Source organism: Candidatus Cloacimonadota bacterium (assembly GCA_012522635.1).
Taxonomy (GTDB): Bacteria; Cloacimonadota; Cloacimonadia; order Cloacimonadales; family Cloacimonadaceae; genus Syntrophosphaera.
The window spans coordinates 1-20,101 of the sequence record JAAYKA010000050.1; the positions used below are offsets into that span (position 1 = coordinate 1).

The 20,101-nt window shown below is 51.3% G+C and carries 10 protein-coding genes; 3 read left to right on the forward strand and 7 right to left on the reverse strand.

Translation table 11 applies throughout. The features are described 5' to 3' along the window. Window positions 1-187 precede the first annotated feature (187 nt). From GX135_03030 to GX135_03040, 3 genes are read left to right on the forward strand one after another with little or no spacing between them, the layout of a single operon-like run. Window positions 188-1,552 (forward strand): TolC family protein, encoded by a 1,365-nt coding sequence (locus tag GX135_03030; protein ID NLN85065.1) that lies wholly within the window; start codon window positions 188-190, stop codon window positions 1,550-1,552. Next, on the forward strand, window positions 1,549-2,619 hold the full coding sequence (locus GX135_03035; protein ID NLN85066.1) for an efflux RND transporter periplasmic adaptor subunit: 1,071 nt from the start codon (window positions 1,549-1,551) through the stop codon (window positions 2,617-2,619). Before GX135_03030 ends, GX135_03035 begins: the two co-directional genes overlap by 4 nt. Before the next feature lie 3 nt (window positions 2,620-2,622). Next, on the forward strand, window positions 2,623-5,778 hold the full coding sequence (locus GX135_03040) for an efflux RND transporter permease subunit (protein NLN85067.1): 3,156 nt from the start codon (window positions 2,623-2,625) through the stop codon (window positions 5,776-5,778). A gap of 337 nt (window positions 5,779-6,115) precedes the next feature. Here the strand turns inward: GX135_03040 and GX135_03045 are convergent, their stop codons facing one another. The 7 genes from GX135_03045 to GX135_03075 form a co-directional block, all read right to left on the reverse strand. Then, on the reverse strand, window positions 6,116-7,042 hold the full coding sequence (locus GX135_03045; GenBank protein ID NLN85068.1) for a DUF4249 family protein: 927 nt from the start codon (window positions 7,040-7,042) through the stop codon (window positions 6,116-6,118). After that, complete coding sequence (locus tag GX135_03050) at window positions 7,036-9,363, reverse strand: TonB-dependent receptor (GenBank protein ID NLN85069.1); 2,328 nt, start codon at window positions 9,361-9,363, stop codon at window positions 7,036-7,038. Before GX135_03050 ends, GX135_03045 begins: the two co-directional genes overlap by 7 nt. 144 nt (window positions 9,364-9,507) lie before the next feature. After that, complete coding sequence (locus tag GX135_03055) at window positions 9,508-12,306, reverse strand: T9SS type A sorting domain-containing protein (protein NLN85070.1); 2,799 nt, start codon at window positions 12,304-12,306, stop codon at window positions 9,508-9,510. A 166-nt stretch (window positions 12,307-12,472) separates the two neighbouring features. Next, the gene (locus GX135_03060) at window positions 12,473-14,635 is read right to left on the reverse strand and encodes an ABC transporter ATP-binding protein (GenBank protein ID NLN85071.1); all 2,163 of its coding nucleotides are present in this window, start codon (window positions 14,633-14,635) and stop codon (window positions 12,473-12,475) included. Then, window positions 14,632-16,383 (reverse strand): ABC transporter ATP-binding protein, encoded by a 1,752-nt coding sequence (locus tag GX135_03065; GenBank protein NLN85072.1) that lies wholly within the window; start codon window positions 16,381-16,383, stop codon window positions 14,632-14,634. The genes GX135_03060 and GX135_03065 overlap by 4 nt, the downstream gene beginning before the upstream one ends. Before the next feature lie 715 nt (window positions 16,384-17,098). Further along, on the reverse strand, window positions 17,099-18,229 hold the full coding sequence (locus tag GX135_03070) for a hypothetical protein (protein NLN85073.1): 1,131 nt from the start codon (window positions 18,227-18,229) through the stop codon (window positions 17,099-17,101). A gap of 9 nt (window positions 18,230-18,238) precedes the next feature. Then, window positions 18,239-20,101 (reverse strand): methylaspartate mutase, encoded by a 1,863-nt coding sequence (locus GX135_03075; protein ID NLN85074.1) that lies wholly within the window; start codon window positions 20,099-20,101, stop codon window positions 18,239-18,241.

A 20,101-nucleotide genomic window follows, 5' to 3' on the forward strand; every position in this document is an offset into this window, starting at 1 on the left:
ACAGCCCGATTCTGGGACGGGGGACTCACAAATGTCTATGAACGAACTCTCTTTTTGGAATCAAGAGTGAAGCTGAGGGCGGATTATCCTGCACCCTCCAAATATGAACTTCTGGAAAAATAACTTGACAAAATAGCCGCTATCAGAAACGTGAACAAACTTAACACTGAATATTATGGATTTTAATATGCAAATAAATGGATTTAAACGCCTTTTCTTCATCCTGATTCTGATCCTGATGGCCCCGCTTTGGGCACAGAAACTCAGCCTGGAAGAGGCGCTGCAACTGGCTTTGGAGAACAACCCTTCCTGGCAGGCGAAGCTCGCAGAAGCTGAAATCACCCACGAAACGGCAAACGTGGCACTGAGCAGCTTTTTGCCCTCTCTAAAGCTTGACGGAGCATGGATTTACATGGACCCGGCGCAAAGCGTGCAAACCAGCTTTGGCCCCGTCGTCCTGAATAAGGATATGCGCCAGTTTGGCCTCACGCTCACCCAGCCAATTTTTATGGGTGGCAGAGCTTGGCAGGCATATCAGATGGCAAAACTGGGAGAACAACTGTCCCAAATCGGCCTCGAATCAGAACGTTTGAGCCTGATGACCAATGTCAACACCCTCTTTTTGACCCTGCTCCAGGCGCAGGACCTGCAAAAAATAGCGGAACTGGACAGACAATCCGCCTCTCTGAATCTTGAAATCGCCCAGATAAAGTATGACAACGGCCTGCTTTCAAATGCCGATTTTCTGCTTTTCAAAAGCCAGCTCGCCTCCAAGGAAGTGAAGATTCTCCAATCTGCAACAGCTCTACAGCTTTCCCGTCTTCAGCTTAAAAACATGCTGGACTTGGACTATCTTCCTCTGGCACAGGAGCTTCCTGAAATCGACAACGACCCAATTCTGATGATTTTGGACGGCTATGGAGCCGATGAAGTGGCAAACCTCAGCCAAAACGCGCTGAACCAGAGCAAACAAACCAGCAGCGCGTTGAAAGCCTTGGAAGGCAGTCTGGAGCTTTCCCGCCGCGGCATGCAGATTGCCAAAGGCTCGTTTTTGCCCACCATAATGCTTGTTGGCAGCAGCAATTTCAATGAAAATGGACTCGACCGCTATAAGTTCAATAATTCCAACCAGATAATGCTGACAGCCTCCCTGCCTCTGCTTCCCCAGCTTGGCAGCGTGGCTGAACATAAAAAAGCCCAATTAACCCACCGCAAAGCACTTCTGGAAACCAAAGCCGCCACCGACGCCATCTTGCTGGGCACAGAAGCCGCGGTTTTAAACTTGGTGGGAGCCGCGAAGCAATTCCGGGCAAGTTCTGTCGCTCTGGACTATACCAGACAGAGCTATCTGCAACTGCAGGAACGCTTTCGTCTGGAGCTCATCTCTTCCAAAGACCTGCTGGACGCGGAACTGATGCTTTCCGCAGCGAGGATTTCCCATTCCAACGCGGTGTTTGATTACCACAAGGCTCGCATCGCTCTGATGCAGGTTCTGGCTTTTGAAACCCCACAACAGCTTGATGCAATAATAATTTCGGGAGCAAACCCATGAAAAAAAGATACATTTTAATCATCCTGGTCATCGCATTGCTCGGATTATCCTCCTGCAAACGCGGCAAAAACAGCGACCAAAAAACCGATGATGAAACGCAACCCGTTACGGTGGAAACTCTTAGCCTGAGACCGCTGGACGATTTTATCACCGTTCACGGCAAACTTGAAGGCATCTCCAACGTCACCATGAGCAGCATCGCCTCCGGGCGCGTCCTGCAACTTTATAAAAAACTGGGCGACCACGTGAATATCGGAGAGCGCATCGGCAAAATGGAAAATGAAGGCTATCAATATCGACTGGATCAAGCCAGAGCCGGGCTTTCCTCTGCCCAAGCGACCTTCGACACGGCTCAACGAAACAAAAATTACGCCGAGGAATCGCGCGCCAAAAACCTCATTTCCCAAGCCGAATACAACAACGCCATCAGTGCCTACGAGGGCGCGAAAGCTTCGCTGGACGGCGCGAAAGCGGGTCTGGAAGCAGCTCGCAGCAGCATGGATGGCTCATATTTCACAGCTCCGGAAGCAGGCACCATCACAAACCTTTATATCGCGACGGGACAGTTTGTTGCGCAGGGACAGCCAGTTGTAACCATCACCAACGCCAGCAGCCTCGTCCTCAGAACCGGAGTGGGAGAAAGCCAGATTTCCAAGCTGCGCCGGGGGCAAAAAGCAACCATTATCTACCCCGGCAAGGAACCCATTTCAGCCACCGTATCAGGCTTTGGCATCACACCTTTACCCGGCTCCGCGAGCTATCCTCTCGAAATCGACCTTGCCAACCCCAGCGGACTTTTGCCCGGCATGGTGGTAACCGCCAAAATTCTCACCGAAACCCACTCGGAAATGCTTTATTCCACCATCACAAATTTCAAGGCGGAGTTTGGCAAATACTATGTCTATGTGATTGATAAAAAGAACGTTGCGCACAAACGTGAAGTGACGCTGGGCAAGATAATCGGAGAATTCGCCATCATCGAAAGCGGTTTGAAACCGGGAGACCGCATCGTCACCAGCGGCGCGGACAACCTTGAGGATGGAGCTAAAGTTCAGGTTAGGAACTAAACCATGAAAATTGCTGACCTTTCAATCAGATACTCCGTTTTGATTAACATGCTGGTGATTGCCATTGTGATTATGGGCGTGATTTCCATGGTTCGCATGCCCCGGGAAGAGTTTCCCGCTGTGGAATTTGGCCGCGTCATCGTTGTGGTGGTCTATCCCGGCGCTTCGCCTCAGGAGATGGAAGAACTTGTTACAAACAAGGTGGAAACAGGCCTCAACAATCTTCCCAAGCTGGACAGCATCGAAAGCATAACCGAAGAAAGCAGCTCCACGGTTATCGTTTCCTTCGAAACAGGTGTGGATTCTGAAGAAGCCTACGACCTGGTGACCCGCGAAATGAGCAAGATAAACGATTTGCCCAGCGAAGCGATGGACCCCGTCATCATCAGGCTCAGCATGCGCGAACTCAACCCCATCTCCCAACTCGTTGTGAGTGGGGATTTTACACCTCTCGCTCTGCGTGAGCTGGCAAATGAGCTGCGCGATGGTATCTTGAAATTGCCGGATATTTCCAAAGCAGAATTGATTGGCGCCCGTGACCACCAAATCTGGGTGGATGTGGACCAAGCCAGGATAGATGCATACGGGTTAAGTCTTTCCGATGTTTCCGCCGTTTTGCAGGGACGCAATCTGAACATTCCCGGCGGCACCGCAAAATATGGCAACACCGAATTTTTGGTGCGCGCTTTGGGGCAATTCAACTCCATGGACGAGATTGGCAGGATGATTTTAACTTCCGACGCATCAGGGCGTTCCATCGTTGTCAACGACATTGCCACCGTGCGCGATACCCTTTCAAAATCCCAAACCATTGCCAAGCTTAACGGCCAGGAAGGCATCAGCGTTTTCTTATATAAAAAAGGCGATAGCAACATCATCAAAGTGATGGAACGGGTTCGGGAATACATCACAGAATTTGAAGCATCCCATCCCGGAGCCAAAATTAGCGTGCGCAATGACGGCTCCATCGACGTCAAAAATGGCATCGGCGCTCTCAGCAACAGCGCTCTGATGGGCATCCTGCTGGTTTTTGGCGCCTTGCTGCTCTTTTTGGGCTGGCGCAATGCCGCATTTGCCTCAACCGGCATCCCTCTTTCCCTGCTGATTACTTTCATAATAGTGCCGCTTTTTGGCGTAACCCTCAATAATTTCACCATCTTCGCTCTCATCATCGTGGTGGGCATGGTGGTGGATAATTCCATCGTGGTGTTGGAAAACATCCAACGGCACAAGGAAATGGGCTTGGATCATCGCGCTTCCATCGTGTCCGGAGTAGACCAAATCATCTCCCCCGTTTTTGCATCCACTTTGACCACAGTGGCGGCTTTTATGCCCATGCTGCTCACAGGCGGCATCATGGGTCAATTTCTATCGGTTTTTCCCATCGTGGTCAGCGTCGCGCTGTTGGCTTCGTGGTTCCAATCCATGGTGATTTTGCCCACAAACGTATATCAGTTCGGACGCGGCATTTCTGGAGGTGAAGACCGTACCACCCGCATGATTCGGCCTATTAACAGATTTTATCGCAAGGTGATAACCCGTGCCCTGAAACACCGCGGCTGGGTTTTGGGCGGAACGCTTTTACTTCTTTTTATTTCTATTCTGGTGTTGTTCAGTGGCGCCATCCGGTTCGAGTTTTTCCCCGGCTCGCTCTCTCAAACCATTAGCCTGGAATTATATACGCCGCTGGGCACATCGCTGGAAGAAACAAACCGCGTGGTGAGCCTCGTGGAACAAAAGATTCTTTCGCTGAAACACAAGGATGATATCGAATTCGTGGTCTCAAACGTTGGTTCCCTCAGCAGCCAGGGCATACGGGAAAACAAAACCTCCAACGCGGGCCTCAGAATCGATCTTGTCCCGCTTAAAAAGATGAAATCCACCCACGAAGAAATCAAAAATGAAATCCGCGAATATCTGGACACGCTCCCCGGGCTATACAATTATAAATTCAGCACTTCCCAAGCCGGTCCGCCCTTGGGCAAGGATGTGGATATCCGCATTAAAGGCAAAGACTTGGAGCGCCTGGTCTATATCAGTGATGTGGTGAAATCCAGCCTGAAAAAGATACCCGGTGTCAAAGATATTGACGACAGCAACGACCCCGGCAAGATGGAAGCCCGCATCGTGATGAACCAGGAAAGGCTCTCCATGTATGGGCTCAGCGTTGCCCAGGTTGCCTCTGCCATCCGCTTGGCAAGCGCGGGCAGTGAAGTAACCCGTTTTCGCGGAAACGGCGTGGACGAAATTCCCATTGTGGTGAAATTGGACGACCGCTATACCCAGGATTTTGAAACCCTGAAAGACCTCAAAGTGAGAAGCCGCACAGGAATGCTGGTTCCCATCCGCGAACTGGCGGATTTTGACATCGGCAGCAGCATCTCCCGCATTACTCACGACAATGGAGACCGCGTTCTTTCCGTAACCGCTTCCGTGGGCGAGTATTACGAAGGCAAAACCCGCAAAAAACGCAGCACTCAGGAAGTGGTGAATATCCTGAGCGGAAGCAAACTCCGCTCCACACAGGGCACGCTGGCAAACTTTGAACAGCGCTTCCCAGGCTACACCATGGAATTCGGCGGTGTTCAAAAACATCAAAACGAATCCTACAGCTCTCTGGGAATCGGTTTCCTGATTGCTTTACTGGCGATTTTCACCATCCTTGCCTCACAGTTCCGCAGCTATGTGCAGCCGCTGATCGTGATGGCAACCATCCCGCTTGCTTTCATCGGCGTGGTGATTGGGCTACTAATCACCCGGCTTTCCTTTTCGCTGAACACTATGCTTTCACTGGTGGCACTGGCTGGTGTGGTGGTAAACAATGCCATTCTGCTGATTGATTTTATCAACCAGGAAAGAGAGCAGGGCGCCGATCGCTGGCACGCAATCATCAACAGCGGTTCAGCCAGGCTGCGTCCCATCATTTTGACCACCGCCACCACCGTGGCTGGAATGCTGCCCCTGGTTTTTTCCACCGATCCTTCCTCTCAGGTGTGGCGTCCTCTGGCTGTGACTTTTGCCTTTGGGCTCAGCTTTGCCACTCTCATCACATTGTTCGTGATACCAGTTCTTTACAGCGCAGTGGATTCCTTTTTCGGCCTCCTGAAAATGACTCGCTTCAAGGAACACACAAAGTTCGAAGATGCCGGTGTGGAATAATTCCTGGATGTCTTTTTGATTTTCCAAACATAGAGTTACCTCGCATCAATATATGAACGAGCCTCTTGATTTCAGGCGCCCAGTGCCCTAAACCTTTGTATCGCCAATGTTTGGCTTTTGAAACATAAGGGAGACATAAGGCGGCAAGCAGGAAGCACCAGGTTTCCCCAACATAGACGGCCTTCTAAAGCCTGCCCTCAAGCCTGTTCCGCTCTTGCTTCTGGCTCAGCAGTAACTGCATTTCATCCCCTGAGCATCCCATTTTTTTGGCGGGATGATAATGAGGCATGAATGTGGCACACATGGGCCAGGGTCAAGGGCGGATTAAGGTTGCATCCTACTTCACGATACAGGTGAACATATCTATGGAACTGGCGGAACCGAAATAGCCCAGGGCGTTGTTCACACCGCCGTGTAAATAGCCTTCCTCCATGAAGTTATAGTTGTAATAATTTTCGTCCACGATTCTGAGACGGAGACGATAGCGGCCATAGAAAAAGAAGGCAACGGAATAGTTGTTTAAAACAATGTAGTTGTCGGGCAGGTCGGGCAACGGGGCGGAGTTGAATCGATACATCATGTTGATGCGGCGTGGGGGGCGTCCGGCATTGTAGGCAGCTTCAATTTCGGCTGAGGGTTGCGTATCTTCCAAAAGTGGTGAGGTATATTCCAGCTCGGTGCTAAAATCTTCCAAACAGTATGTTTCCACCGCCATATACATGGTGCCGGAATGGATGCCGGTATTGACAATGGCGGGAAAATCGCTGTCGATGCGGCTTAATTGAATCTCGTTTTGGGTGTTGGCGTCCAAGGACCAGCCGATTCCGGGCGGATTTGTGTTCCAGGGATTTGGTTCGGCATGGATGCAGGGTGGGACTGTGGTTTCTGCGCTGATGAGTTTATCGAAGCCGGGGATTCTGACTTCGATGCGATAGCGGTGTTCAGGCTGGATGATGTTTTCCGCCGTGTCGATATATTTGAATTTAAAATCGTGAAGAGCGGGGCTGAGTTCAAATTCGAGCCCGGTATCCAAGTCCCGGACAGTGATTTCGGCGTCCCAAACGAAAAGCTCCAAAGGATTAAAGTTTTCGATGGTGGAACTGCGGGTCACATAGACCGGGTATTCCAGACCAATGGGTTTGCCTGCCACGAGCAAGCCGGCAAGAGTGTGGACTTCGCCTTCAAAGCGCGGTCCGCTGGTATTTTGGCAGGCCGTGAGGGCAAAAAGCAACAGGAAAAGCGCGAAGGAAAGCTTTTTCACCATGTGATGTTCACTCCCAGAAAAGGCAGGATGGGAAACTGGTTGCCATCCTGAGCTTGCAGACTTAAGGTCATATCTTCTTGAGCTTCAAGGCTGTAGCTGCGGAAGCTGACGTTTTTGCGGTTAAAGATGTTAATCACGTCAAAATAGGGTTCAATGGTTCCCCAGCGATTGTGCCACTGCAGTTTGGCGCTCATATCCAGACGTAAATAGTTGGGCAGGCGTTGACCATCTTTATAGCTATAGATGATGCTGAAGTTTTCGCCATCGAAATAGATTCTTTCCGGAATTTCCACAGGCTGACCGGAATTGAAGCTTAAATTCAGCCCCAGTTTGAAATCCGCCCCAAAAGGTTGCCAGCCGGTGTTTTCGCTGATGTTATAGTTTTCCACCACGGTGAGGCTGTGGCTGCGGTCGAAACGGGGGAAAAAAGGAAGCGGTTCCCCGGTGAGGGGATCAAGATTCATGCCATCGATTTTGCGGCGGGCGCGGCTGAAGGTGTAGCCCGCGAAGCCTTCCAGGCCGTTCCAATCGTTGCGCAGAAGCACTTCGAAGCCCAGGGCATGTCCGGTTCCGGAACGCATGGCGTCAGAAAGGGTGCCGGTTTCGTTGTTCCAGTTGAAAAACGTGTTATAGTCGAGCTGGAGCAAGTTTTTATAGTCCTTGTAATAGACTTCGGTTTCCAGGGCGAGATGCCTGCCCAAACGTCTGTTGTAGCCAATAATATAATGTAGCGCCTTGGCTGGGGGCATGGTTCCTTCCACTGGAATCCAAACGTCGAAGGGCGTGCTTATATCCATGGACAGCAATGCCAAATATTGGTTAAAGGTGCCAAAATTCAGGTAGATGGCTTCGCCGGCGTCCAGAGTCCATTTGAAGGAAAGCCGCGGCTCCAGATTGAAGTAGGAAGCGGCGGGAACCTGGGGCGGATGGATTTTCAGGGTTTGATACCAGTTTGCCCTCAAGCCTGGTTGCAGAGTCCACAAGGGGTTTATCACCCAGCTATCCTGCAGGAAAACCGAGGAGGTGAGCGAAGAGATTTTGGCGTCTGGAAGTCCGCTGGGGTCAACCTGATAGGAGGTTTCCACTTTCAGGGAAGTATCGTTGTATTTCAGTTCGAAACCGCCTTCCAGTTCGTGGCTATTGTTGGGTTTAAAATTGAATATGCCGCGGGTGGTGAGGTCTTTGATGAAGTTGTCGCTGCCAAAGATGGTTTCTTCGCCATCCGCGGAAATCTGGCCCATGCTGCTGTTGAACTGGCTTCCTGCCACCACAAAGTTTGAATAGAGCCGGGGTGAAAACAGGTGCATCCAGCGGGCGGAGACAGTTTTGTTTCCCCAATCGACATCCAGGACGCTGCCCAAATCGTAGATCATGTCGTCACGTCCCAGATAGGCGCTGAAGCTGAGCTTGTTTGCGGGGTTGATATCCCAATTCACTTTCGCGTGGCCATCGTAGAAATAATAATTTGGCAATGCATCGTAAATGGCTTTGAGCAATTCCAGATAGGTGCGGCGGAAGGATGCCATGTAGGAGCCGCTTTGGCTGCCAAGTTTCCAGGGTCCTTCCAGGGTGGCGGAACTGGAAATCAGGCTTAGGCGTCCCACGCCGTGGTGTTCAACCCTGTTTCCCTGGCGGTTTGTGACGTCCAGAACCGAGGAAAGCCGTCCGCCATATTTTGCGGGATAGCCGCCTTTAATCAGTTCCACGTTTTCCACGGCGTCGGTGTTGAAAGTGCTGAAAAGCCCGCCCAGATGGCTGGGGTTGTAAACATCGATATCGTCAAGCAGGATGAGGTTTTCATCTGGTGAACCGCCCCGGATGTAGAGCCCGGAAAAGAAATCCGAAATGGGCATCACGCCCGGGAGGGTGAGCACGGCTCGGAAAACGTCCGCTTCCGCGGTGGAGACAACGTTTTGGATTTCCTCCCTGCCACGGTTGATGGAGCTGGCCCTAATCACGGGACCATCCATGCCTTTTTCGCTTTCCGCGGTCACCACAATTTTGCCCAGTTCCACAGAGCTTTTTGTGAGCTGGACGTTCAGGGTTATCTCATCCGAAAGCGCGCGGACGGTGATGTTTTGGCTTTCGCGTTGATGGGAGACAAGGGAAAAATTCAGTTGAAAAGTGCCGGTTTGGTTCAGCGAGATGACATAGTAACCCTGTTTATTTGTTTGAGTGCCAATCTTTGTGCCGCTTACGGAAACGTTCACAAATTGGATGGGTTCGCCGCTGTCGGCACGGGTCACAAAACCGCTCACGGTGGCGGCATACAGGTTTGTAAGCAGCAGGATGAGCAGGGTGAAAGTCAGGCGTTTTTGCACTCAATCTCCTATCGTGTTCTTTGAAGGTTCAATCATTTGGAGGGGGCATGGATTTGTCAACCCCGATTTTTTCATATTAAAAAAGAGGAGCGACCGGGTTGGCCGCTCCCCGTATTGATTGGCTTTGAAGCCGTTGATTTTTAGTTATTTGGCAAGCAGCATCTTGCGGGTGACAGTGTTGCCATCGCTGCTGAGGCGATAGAAATACAGTCCGCTGGAGACGCTTCTGCCTTCATTGTCACATCCGTTCCACACAACGCTGTGATTTCCGGAATCGCGCACATCGTCCACCAAGGTGCGGACAAGCTGGCCTTTGGTGTTGTAGATTTTCAGGCTGGCATTTCCGGCTTTGGGAATGCTGTAGGCGATGGTGGTTTCAGGGTTGAAGGGGTTGGGATAGTTCACGGCGTCGAGCACGTAAACGGGAGTCACGTTGTCGTCGTTGGCGGTTGAATATTCCACAATGGCGCGGAGCATGATTTCGCCGGTCGTGACAGGATCCCAGTCGGTGCCGATCTTCTTGAAGCTATAGCCATTTGAAGAGGTGTCCAATCCAATGGCGGAAGCGTTCGCGGTTTCGAGAATTGTCAGATAGAAGCTGCCGTCGGTTTCGGTTGGGGGAATTTGAATCCAGTTCCAGCCTTCCACAACGGAGGAGGCGGGGAACTGATATTGAGCCAATTGCGTGCCAGGCATGCCATCGGCGCCGTCGTCGTCATTCACACGAACGATGATTCCAGCTGAGCCGAGAGTGTGGACAAAGACTTTGGCATACTTCACTGTTGCAGCGCGGTCATAATTGTGTTTCACAGCCATCTGCTTGGTGGAGCCAACGTTGATGCCTTCTTCGGCAGTTCCATCGTCATGATAGAGCTCAGCGTGCATTTCGGGCAACACGAAAGCGCTCACCGCGTTGGAGGCGGTGGATTCATTCGCGCCATACATGGCGGTGACATAATAGGTGTGCAAGCCACCTTCCACGTTCATGTCGGTGTAGGTGAGAACGGTTCCGCCAACTTCGTCGATTTCGATGTTGTTGCGATAGATTTTGAATCCGGAGGCTCTGTTTCTGTTTTCATTGTGGCTCAAAACCAAGGGGTCGTTGCAAATCGGATTGTCTTCATATTCCACGGGGCCATAGCCAAGGACATATTCTTTGCCATCGGCGTCTGCCACGTAAATGCGGACGTTCCAGTTGTAGGTGAGAGAAGAGCTTACGTTTGCCAGGGTGGTCCAGCTTCCCTGCCAATACATCATGTTTCCATATCCGGGAACGTGTGGACCGTCATCACAGCCAGCGGGATGTCCGGTCTGGGTGTTGACGTTGTAGCCAGCCATAATCTGGGTTTGGCTGGGAATGGTCCAGGGTGTGGTGAGGGTGATTTCGTTCCACTGGTTGATGGCGGGGTTTGGCACAGCCTGTTCGTAGGCGATTGCGCCAGCGGCGCCAGTCCAGATGCGGAGGGTGTAGTTGCAGTTTACTTCCGCAGGATAGAATTTGATTTTGGTGATGTTCATGCCAACGTAGTCGTTGATGCCATATTCACCAATCGGATCCCATTTCGCTGCCACTGCGAATTCAACCGCGCCGCTTGTGCCGATGGCGTTACCGGAGTTTTCGACGTCGTAGTGCAGCCAGCCTTCTTCGCCACCGCCACCACCGGAACCGGGCTGTTCCCAATTCAGGGTGACGTCGTTGCCTTCAACAGAGGCTGCCAGGTTGTCTGGAGGAGCGATGAAGATATCGTTGTAGATGGTCACGTCGTCAATCATGATGCCAGTGCCGATGGGCGCGTTGTCGTTGGATTGGAAATACCAACGGAACTGCACTGTGTAGCCGGCATAGTCGGAGATGAGGCCATCGAGGGAATAGGCGCCCACCATGGACATCCAGGTGTCCGGAGCGTCGGAATAGACATAGTTTGTGCCAGTGGCACTGCCATAGGGGTTGCTCATCGCGTTCCAGGAAACACCGCCATCAGCGGAGATTTCCCAGCCCCAATAGTCGATGTTCGGGAAGGTGCCCGGGTCGTCAAATTCACCACGAATCATGAAGTCGGCACGGATGTCGCCTTCGGTGGGAAGTTCGATGGGAGGGCTCACCAGGTAGTTATACATATTGATGTTGTAGGTTCCCTGAGCATTTTGACAATTCATCACGTGGGTGGGGGAAGGAGCAGCGGCATGGGTATCCAGATGCCAAATATCTCCACCAACGGGGACCATGCTGGCCCAGGTCATTTGGCCATCATCCACACCACTGTTGGTGTAGCCGCCAAAAGAAATGTCGTCCACCATCGCGCCAAAAAGGTGCGGGGCGTTGGCAGTGCAATACGCCGGGTCAGAAGCGAAGGCGAAGCGGATTTTCACGCTTTGGCCAACGAAAGCAGAAAGGTCTGCGGTGACCGTTTCCCAAGGACCGTGGATGCCACCCCAGCCGGGGATGCCTTCGCCTTCACCGTGTTCGGAACCGAAGGCGTAGGAGTTTGTAAAGTCGTAGGCGGGGGTTACGGTTGTGAGCACGCTCCAGGTGGCACCGTTATTTGTGGAAATGCGGAGATTGAATGAATCCCAGCCATCCCACTGGTCGCTGACGCCTGGATCTTCAACAGCGAGGGCCATTTTGAAAGTGAGGGTGGCGTTGGCCGCAGTGATGTTGCGAGCCGGAGTGTCCAGAACCAGGTATTGGTGGTTGTCATAACCGCCAATGTTGCTGCCTTGAGCAAGATCGGGGTCACCCATCCACCAGACGTTGCCCTGGGCACCGCCATAGTTGTAAATGTGCCAGTTGTTTGGCGGGACGCTTCCATCGAAGTGAGTCCAGCCATCGGCACCGTTTTCAAAGGTTTCCTGCCATGCGATTACCTCATAACGGCCTGCGCCGGCGGCAAACACGGCTGTGACCAAGGTAAGGGCCAGAATTAACAGCCAGTTCTTTTTCATTGATCCTCCTTATGAATCAAGAGAGTTAATACTTTTTTTCCTTCATGACTATGTATGTCTTTTTTGTCAATCTGTTTTTTCATCCAAGAAAGTTTGAAGCAATTTTCATTCCACGCCAACATTGAAAACAAGGCGGGTTAAATCATGCTGGACATAAAGTTAGCCATCATGTATATTGAAGACGATAAAGATCGTAATAAAGGCCTTTATGGTCCAAAAGCTCGAAATGAGAGCCTTCTTCAACAATCTTGCCTTTGTGCAAAACGATGATTCTGTCCACATGCTGGATGGTGGAAAGCCTGTGGGCGATGATGATGGAACTGCGATTTTGGATGAGTTTCGCCAGGGCATCCTGAATCAGGAGTTCCGTTTCTGTGTCGATGTTTGAGGTGGCTTCATCCAGGATAAAAATGGATGGGTCATAAGCCAAAACCCGGGCGAAAGCAATGAGCTGTCTCTGACCGGTGGAAAGCGTGGCGCCGCGTTCCATAACAGGCTCGTCATAGCCTTGGGGCAGTTTACAGATGAATTTATCGGCGTTCACATACTTGGAAACCTGCACGATTTGCTTGCGGCTCATTTCGTGGTTGTTCAGGGCAATATTGTCGTGGATATTACCGCTGAAGATGAAAACGTCCTGCTGCACGATGCCCACGTTTTTGCGGATGTCTTCCAAAGCGTAGTCTGAAAGCGGCTTGTCATCCAAAAGGATTTCACCTTTTTGATAGGGATACATTCCCAGGATGAGGTTCACGATGGAGGTTTTGCCGCTGCCTGTGTGGCCAACCAGGGCAATCTTTTCTCCGGGCTGAACCTTGAAGCTCACATCTTTGAGCACCCATTCGCCGGGATTGTAGGCCAGCCAAACATTTTTGAATTCAATCCCACCCTGCAGTTTCACGTCGCTGACCAATTCACCTCGATAGTCTTCAGGCTCGAGGTCCATCAGGTCGAAGATGCGTTCGGCTCCAGCCAGCGCACCTTGGAGGATGTTGAATTTTTCGCTGAAATCGTTGATGGGCTGGAACAGCTTGGAAATATACTGTGTGAAGGCCATTAAAAGCCCGATTGTAATCACATTTCGCAGGATTTGGCCGCCTCCATACCAGATGATAAGTGCCACGGCAAATTGTGAACTCACGTGGATGATCGGGCGGAAAAAGGCAAACAGTTTCATCTGCTTCAGCGAGGTGAGATAATATTCCTGGTTGATGCGCGAAAATTCATCCCGCTTGTGGAAATATTGGTTGAAAAGCTGGATGATTTTTTGGCCACCGATATGCTCTGCCAGGGTGGCGTTCAGCGCCGCAAGGTGTTTGCGCACTTCACGATAGAGAACCCTGGTGCGTTTGCGGAATTCCCGGATAACCCAGATTACCAACGGCAAAATGGCAAAACTAATCAACGCCAATTGCCAATCCAAAACCAACATCAAAACCACGATGGCAATAATCAGCACCACGTCTTGAAACAGTGTGATTACACCTGAGGAAAGCATTTCATCGATGGCGCGAATATCGTTTGTGACTCTGGTGACCAGCCTGCCCACGGGGTTTTTATCAAAATATTGCACCGGCATGCGCTGGAGATGGGCAAAGACGTCGTGGCGCATGTCGTTCATCGCTTTTTGGGAGAAAGTGGTGGTAATCACCATCTGGAAATAACCTGCCAAAAAACGCAGGATGCTGATGCTCAAAAACGCCAACGCCAGCCAAATGAGGCTGTGGGCTGCTTCCGCTCGGGTTTGGATGCGTTCGGTTGAGGGTATTTTGTCCAGTTCTTCCCTGGCCAGCGCGATTTGTTTATCCCCGACCCTGAACCAGCCGGTCAGCTTTTCCCCGCCTCCTTGTGGTTGCTTGTTTTCCTTGATATATTTGTTCAAGATGGTGATGTTCGAAGCTTTGTCTTTGATGAGGAAAACTTTTGAATCCGCGATTATTCCCTTTTGTCTCAGCTCCTGCAAATCCACACGGTTTATCTTGTTCATCTCTTTGCTGGGAATAACCACAAAAAACTTATCTTCGCTTGCCATCTTCTTCAGTTTCAAGAGCTTGTATTTATCCAAGAAAGCATCAACGCGCGCTTCATCGGTGAAGATGGCGATGGTTTTGTCCGAAACTATGTAGTCATCGATGGCACGTTGCTGGATGAGGGGCTGAACCAGTTCCGCTCCAGCCACCACCATCAGAATCACAAAGGAGATGATTACCCATTTTAGGTAGGGCATCAGATAACGCAACATTTTGCCATAGAGGCGTTTATCGTAAATTCTGTTCTTCAGATCGTCTTCCGCGAAGCCGCCACCGCGCCCGTGTCCGCCGCCCATCATAACTCTTCTCCTTCCAGGCGGGCCCGGATGCGTTGTTTTTCATAGAGATCGTGATACAATCCACCCTGGGCAACCAGTTCGTTATGGGTTCCGCGTTCGGTTATTTTGCCATCGCCCAAAACGATGATGTGGTCAGCATGTTGGATGCTGGAAATGCGGTGGGCGATGATGATGGTGGTTTTCCCCTTGCGTGTTTCAATCAGTTTTTGCAGGATAAAACGTTCAGTTTTGGTGTCCACTGCGGAAAGCGCGTCGTCCAAAATCAATATCTGCGGGTCTGTGAGCAGGGCACGGGCAATCGCCAAACGCTGTTTTTGCCCACCGGAAAGGGTGACGCCGCGTTCGCCGATGACGGTATCGAATTTGTGGTCAAACTCCATCACTTCATCATAGATTTGGGCAAGCTTTGCCGCTTCATAAACTTTCTCATCACTGGTTTGCGGGCTGCCGAGGCGGATATTATCGGAAATGGAATCTGAAAACAGGAAAATATCCTGCGGCACCAGAACCACATCGCGCCTTAAAACATTCAGCGGAATACGATGCAGCGGGTGTCCATCAATGAGGATGCTGCCTTTGGGAGGATTGTAGATGCGGATTAAAAGCTCGATCAGTGTGGTTTTTCCGCAACCAGTGGGTCCAACCACCGCCATGGTTTTTCCTTCCTCCAGGGAAGTGCTCACATCGTCGAAAATGAGCGGCAGATTTTCACCATAACGGAAGCTGAGGTCGCGAATTTCAATCTCGCCCCGCAGCGTCTTGATGCTGTGATCTGCCTCGTCGTCATTGATTTCCGGCTGGGTTTCAAAAATCTCGTTCAAACGCTTCAGGGACGCGGTTCCGCGCTGATACATGTCCACAATCCAGCCGATGGCAATCATCGGCCAAACCAGCATGCCCAGATAGGAGAAAAATGCCACGAACTGTCCGATGCTGATATCACCGCGAATGGCGGCTCGTCCACCAAAAAATAGCGTGATAATCATGGAAAGGCTGATGATGAGGTTTTGGAAGGGGTGGAAAAACCCGGCGATTTTCGCCATGCGGATGTTTTCGCGCACATAGTCCCAGGAAACATCATCCACTTTTTCCAATTCCGGCTTTTCCTGGCCAAAGGCTTTCACGATGCGGATTCCGGAAATGCTTTCCTGGATGGTGCCCGTGAGAGTGGCAAAGCTTTTTTGCACCCGGAAAAAGCTCTTGTGCATTCTTTTCCCAAACACCGTGATGGTGATGGTTAAAATGGGCATTGGAATCACCGCCAAAGCTGTGAGGCGCCAGTCGATTGAACCCATGAAAGCAAAGGATGCCACCGACATCAGAATAATGTCCATGGCGGCAATCAGTCCCATGCCAAACAGCATTCGCACCGCGTTCAGGTCGTTTGTGGCATACGCCATCAAATCTCCTGTTTTGCTGCGGTTGAAAAAGTTTTGCGAGAGCCTCAGCAGGTGGTTGTAGAAATCTTGGCGCAGATTTTTTTCAATCATATACGAATTTCCAATGATTAAAACGCGCCAAAAATATCGCAGAACCATCACCGCCACAGCCAATCCAACGATTATCAGAGCAACCCAGATTAAACCGGTTTGGGTAACCGTGCGCTGTTGGATTCCGTCGATGGCCTTCTGCATGACACGTGGCGTGATGAGCTGGACCACGTCCACCAAAATCAGCAACACTATCCCGCCCAGTATTTTGCCATAGCTCTTCTTCAAATATGGAAGGATGGCGTCAAATGTCCGCATTGAGACTCCCTTTGATATTTTTGGATTTTTCACGGATAATGCTTTTTTGACAGGCACAGAAATGTTCCCGCCGGGATGCAAGCAAAACCCGCTCAATCTGCGCCAAACTCCACCAAAGGCAGATTTTGTCAAATGAAAAGTAGTTTTCATGGCTGCTAACAGACTTTTATCCGCGTTTTGACGTCTCGTAAACTGGAAAAATTACGGGGATGCAGATTGGTAACGCCCTCAAATAAGGGAACTTAACAGCTAAATCTGGCTGGGGGATTTCCCCGATTCCATTTCGGGAACTGGATTATTTATCTTTCCGCTCTTTTATCATTCAACCCTTGATATGTTCACCCATATCGTGAAACAGGATGCACCCTTAATCCGCCCTTGGCTTTGGCTCATTTGTGCCTCGTTCATGCCTCATTATCAACTCGCCAAAAAGATGGGATGCTCAGGGGATGAAATGCGGTTACTGTTGAGCCAGAAGCAAGAGCGGAGCAGGTTTGGGGGCAGGCTTTAGAAGTCCGTCTATATTGGGAAAACCTGGTGCTTCCTTCTTGCCGCCTTATGTCTCCCTTATGTTTCAAAGGCTAATCATTGGCGATACAAAGTGTTAGGGCACTGCGCGCCTAAAAACAACAGGCTCGCTCATATCAGAAATTGTCATGAGTAAAGAGAAAGCCCGGAGGCTTTCCGGGCTTTCAGATTATCAATTGGAGATGGTTCAGGTTTCAATCACTTCCACATTGGCACGGGGAAGCACCATCTTTGTTCCATCCTCAAACTGGGCTTCCAGGATGCGGACCAAGGTTTCGGATTCCACCTTGGTGAGTTCTTCAGGCAGGGCGGTCACTTTGGCGATGCGCCCAAAATTTGGTTGGCGAATCACACGAATCAAGGTTCCGATTTCCAGCGTGGGCATTGCCGCTTCATCCACCACCAGTTCTTTTTCATCGAACTTGAGCGGGATGATTATTTCTGGGCGAATGACGCCGGCGCGAATTTGGGTTTTGCCATGAATGGAACATTTGTGGCCATCGAATTGTTTGAGCAGGTCGAAGGTTTTGCGCGCCATATTGATTTTGCCAAAGCCTTCCGTCACCAGGATGGTGAGCCCAATGTTTTCATGGCCGGTGATGGCAACGCCGATATCGTGACCCAGGATTTGTTTGATATCCTGGTCATCAATGCCCCCGGTGATGATGGCTTTAACGCCGTTGGCGCGGGCGGCTTCAATCACCTCAAGCGAGGCAAAGGCTCCGGTCACAATCACCTTTCCGGCACAGTTTTCCCCGATGTCGGAAGCGGAAATAACCGCTTCGGGCGCGGGAGCCAGGGTTTTGATTTCGCCAACGGTTTCGCCGCCGATGCCAAAGATGCCCTGGATGTAGGCGCTTTTATTTTCGATGACGACGCCCTCGTCTTCAATAACTTCGGTCACGATGCCATCGATGAAGGCTTTCACCTGGATGGGAACGCGGGGCTCGCGCAAAAGAACCTGTCCGGTGACGGCGGAGATGCTTTCCACCTCGCCTTCAACGGGAGAGCGCACTTCATTTTTGAAAAGACCGGTTCCCAAAAAACCTTTGGTTTCAGCAAGGATGGTGGTTTTGTCAATCTGCTGTCCGGGCTCAATCTTGATGAAGTTTTCCAATTGGGCAGGGGTCACGCCCAGCTTGTTTGCCAGGTTGAAGGGCAAAACCTTGCCTGGAAGCAGGGTTTCCGCAACGACGTCCTCGGCTTTCACGTGGTCGCCTTTTTTGACCAAGACCTTGCCTTTGAGGGGGAGAATTCGCTCTTTTCTGAGGATGATGTTTTCGGTAACGGTTAATCCGGCTGAGTATGCTTGTGCCATTTTTTCCTCCTATTGCAATATCTTGTCTGGATAAACTTCGAATGCGCGCATCCACTTTTTCAGGGTCGCGATGCGTTCAGCGCGCTCGGTTGGGATAACCAGAGGCCTTCTGCCACGGGTGTCAATAACAATGCCGACGATGCCGCCGTGCAAATCAACCTGCAATTCCTTGCTCTTGTTTTCGTCCAAAATGAGGCCGCCATGGGTTTTGAGGCTGGCTTTGGCAACTTCGCCAACTCCGCAGGGAACCAGGCGCACTTCGCCAAAGGGGATTTCCTCTTCCCAGATGCTGCCGTCAGGAAGCTCCAGCTTGGCATGCAAAGCGGGTTTGCCAACCTTCATCTTGCCAACCGGGGCAACGCAACTGCCCATATAGACCATGCAGTCTTTTTTGAAAACTTCGGTGGCAGCCTTGGTGCTGATTTCGGAAAGCACGCCGAGATGGGGCATCATGAAAATGCTGTCCACAGCGAGACGGGTGACGCCTTCAGGCAAGAAAGCGTTGATGAGCAGCATCACGGTCTGGTGTCTGCGGGGAGCGTGGGAAAGCACACCGCCACTGCCAACCAGAAGGTCGAGGCTCATCATGTCCACAATCGTGTCGCCGGAAGTGGACTGGCTGAAAGCTTCGGAAATGTCGCGCTGGCGCTGCATTCCCTTCAGGCTGCTGGCAAATTCCTTGTGCTGTTCAAAAGCCAGACGCAGAGCCTCGATGGCGATGGCCTGTTCCAAAACCAGCTCTTCCAAAAGGGAAGGAATGGTGGTAGGACGAATCATTTTGTTTTTAATCATGTTGCGCAGATAGCTTTCGTCGATGTCCAGCGGCACCCAGCGCATGATGTTTTCCAAGCCGGCGGATGCCAAAACGTTGGAGATGCTATAGCTCATGCCGAGGTTCGCGCTCACGGTGCGGTTGAAGATATGCTCTTCGGTGAAAACTGAAAAGACGTCAGTGGTGGCGCCGCCGATGTCCACGCCAAGAACCTCGATATTTTCTTCTCTGGCAATGGTTTGCATGATGTTTCCAACGGCAGCGGGTGTGGGCATGATGGGCACGCTTTGATGATCTGGACCCTGACACCATTCCATGAGTTTGTTATAGCCAGGGGCTTGTTTCATCACGTGTTCCATGAAAAGGTCGTGAATTTTGTCACGGGCGGGGCCGAGGTTTTCTTTTTCCAGCTTGGGGCGGATGTTGTCGGTCACGATGAGGTCAACCTTTTCTGCCAGTGAATCTTTGATGTGCTGTTGGGCTTCCTTGTTTCCAGCGTAAATCACGGGAAGCTTGTAGCCCGCTCCCAGCCTCGGTCTGGGGTCGGCACCGCTGACGAGTTCCGCCATTTCCACCACGTGTTTCACGGTTCCGCCATCCTCGCCGCCTGCCATCAGAATCATGTCTGGGCGCAGCTCGCGGATGCGTTCAATCTTTTCGTGGTTCATGCGTTTGTCGTTGCTGGCAATGAGGTCCATCACGATGGCTCCAGCGCCCAAAGCCGCGCGTTCGGCACTTTCTCCGGTCATGGAAGCCACCACACCGGTGACCATCATCTGCAAACCTCCACCAGCGGAAGAGGTGGAAACGTAGGCATCAACGCCAACATCGCCATCACGGGGAATCACAAACCTGCCGTTTTCCATGAACCGAATATTGGGGTTGTCATACTTGAGCCGCGCCAGTTCCTCCAGCTCTTGAGTGGCGTTTATCACACCCTTGGTAACGTCGTTCAGCGGGGCTTCCACCGTTGTGGGCGCCTCGCCGCGGATGGTTTGGCGATATTCGCCATCCACCCATTCGATCAAAATTGCCTTTGTGGTCGTGCTGCCGCAGTCCGTGGCAACGATCCGGGTCAGGCGTTTTTCGTCGTATTGCAT

Excerpts from the sequence above, each read along its gene's own strand:
- GX135_03030 (NLN85065.1), top strand. The coding sequence starts at position 188 with ATGCAAATAAATGGATTTAAACGCCTTTTCTTCATCCTGATTCTGATC.
- GX135_03035 (NLN85066.1), top strand. The coding sequence starts at position 1,549 with ATGAAAAAAAGATACATTTTAATCATCCTGGTCATCGCATTGCTCGGA.
- GX135_03040 (NLN85067.1), top strand. The coding sequence starts at position 2,623 with ATGAAAATTGCTGACCTTTCAATCAGATACTCCGTTTTGATTAACATG.
- GX135_03045 (NLN85068.1), bottom strand. The coding sequence starts at position 7,042 with ATGGTGAAAAAGCTTTCCTTCGCGCTTTTCCTGTTGCTTTTTGCCCTC.
- GX135_03055 (NLN85070.1), bottom strand. The coding sequence starts at position 12,306 with ATGAAAAAGAACTGGCTGTTAATTCTGGCCCTTACCTTGGTCACAGCC.
- GX135_03060 (NLN85071.1), bottom strand. The coding sequence starts at position 14,635 with ATGATGGGCGGCGGACACGGGCGCGGTGGCGGCTTCGCGGAAGACGAT.
- GX135_03065 (NLN85072.1), bottom strand. The coding sequence starts at position 16,383 with ATGCGGACATTTGACGCCATCCTTCCATATTTGAAGAAGAGCTATGGC.
- GX135_03070 (NLN85073.1), bottom strand. The coding sequence starts at position 18,229 with ATGGCACAAGCATACTCAGCCGGATTAACCGTTACCGAAAACATCATC.
- GX135_03075 (NLN85074.1), bottom strand. The coding sequence starts at position 20,101 with ATGCAATACGACGAAAAACGCCTGACCCGGATCGTTGCCACGGACTGC.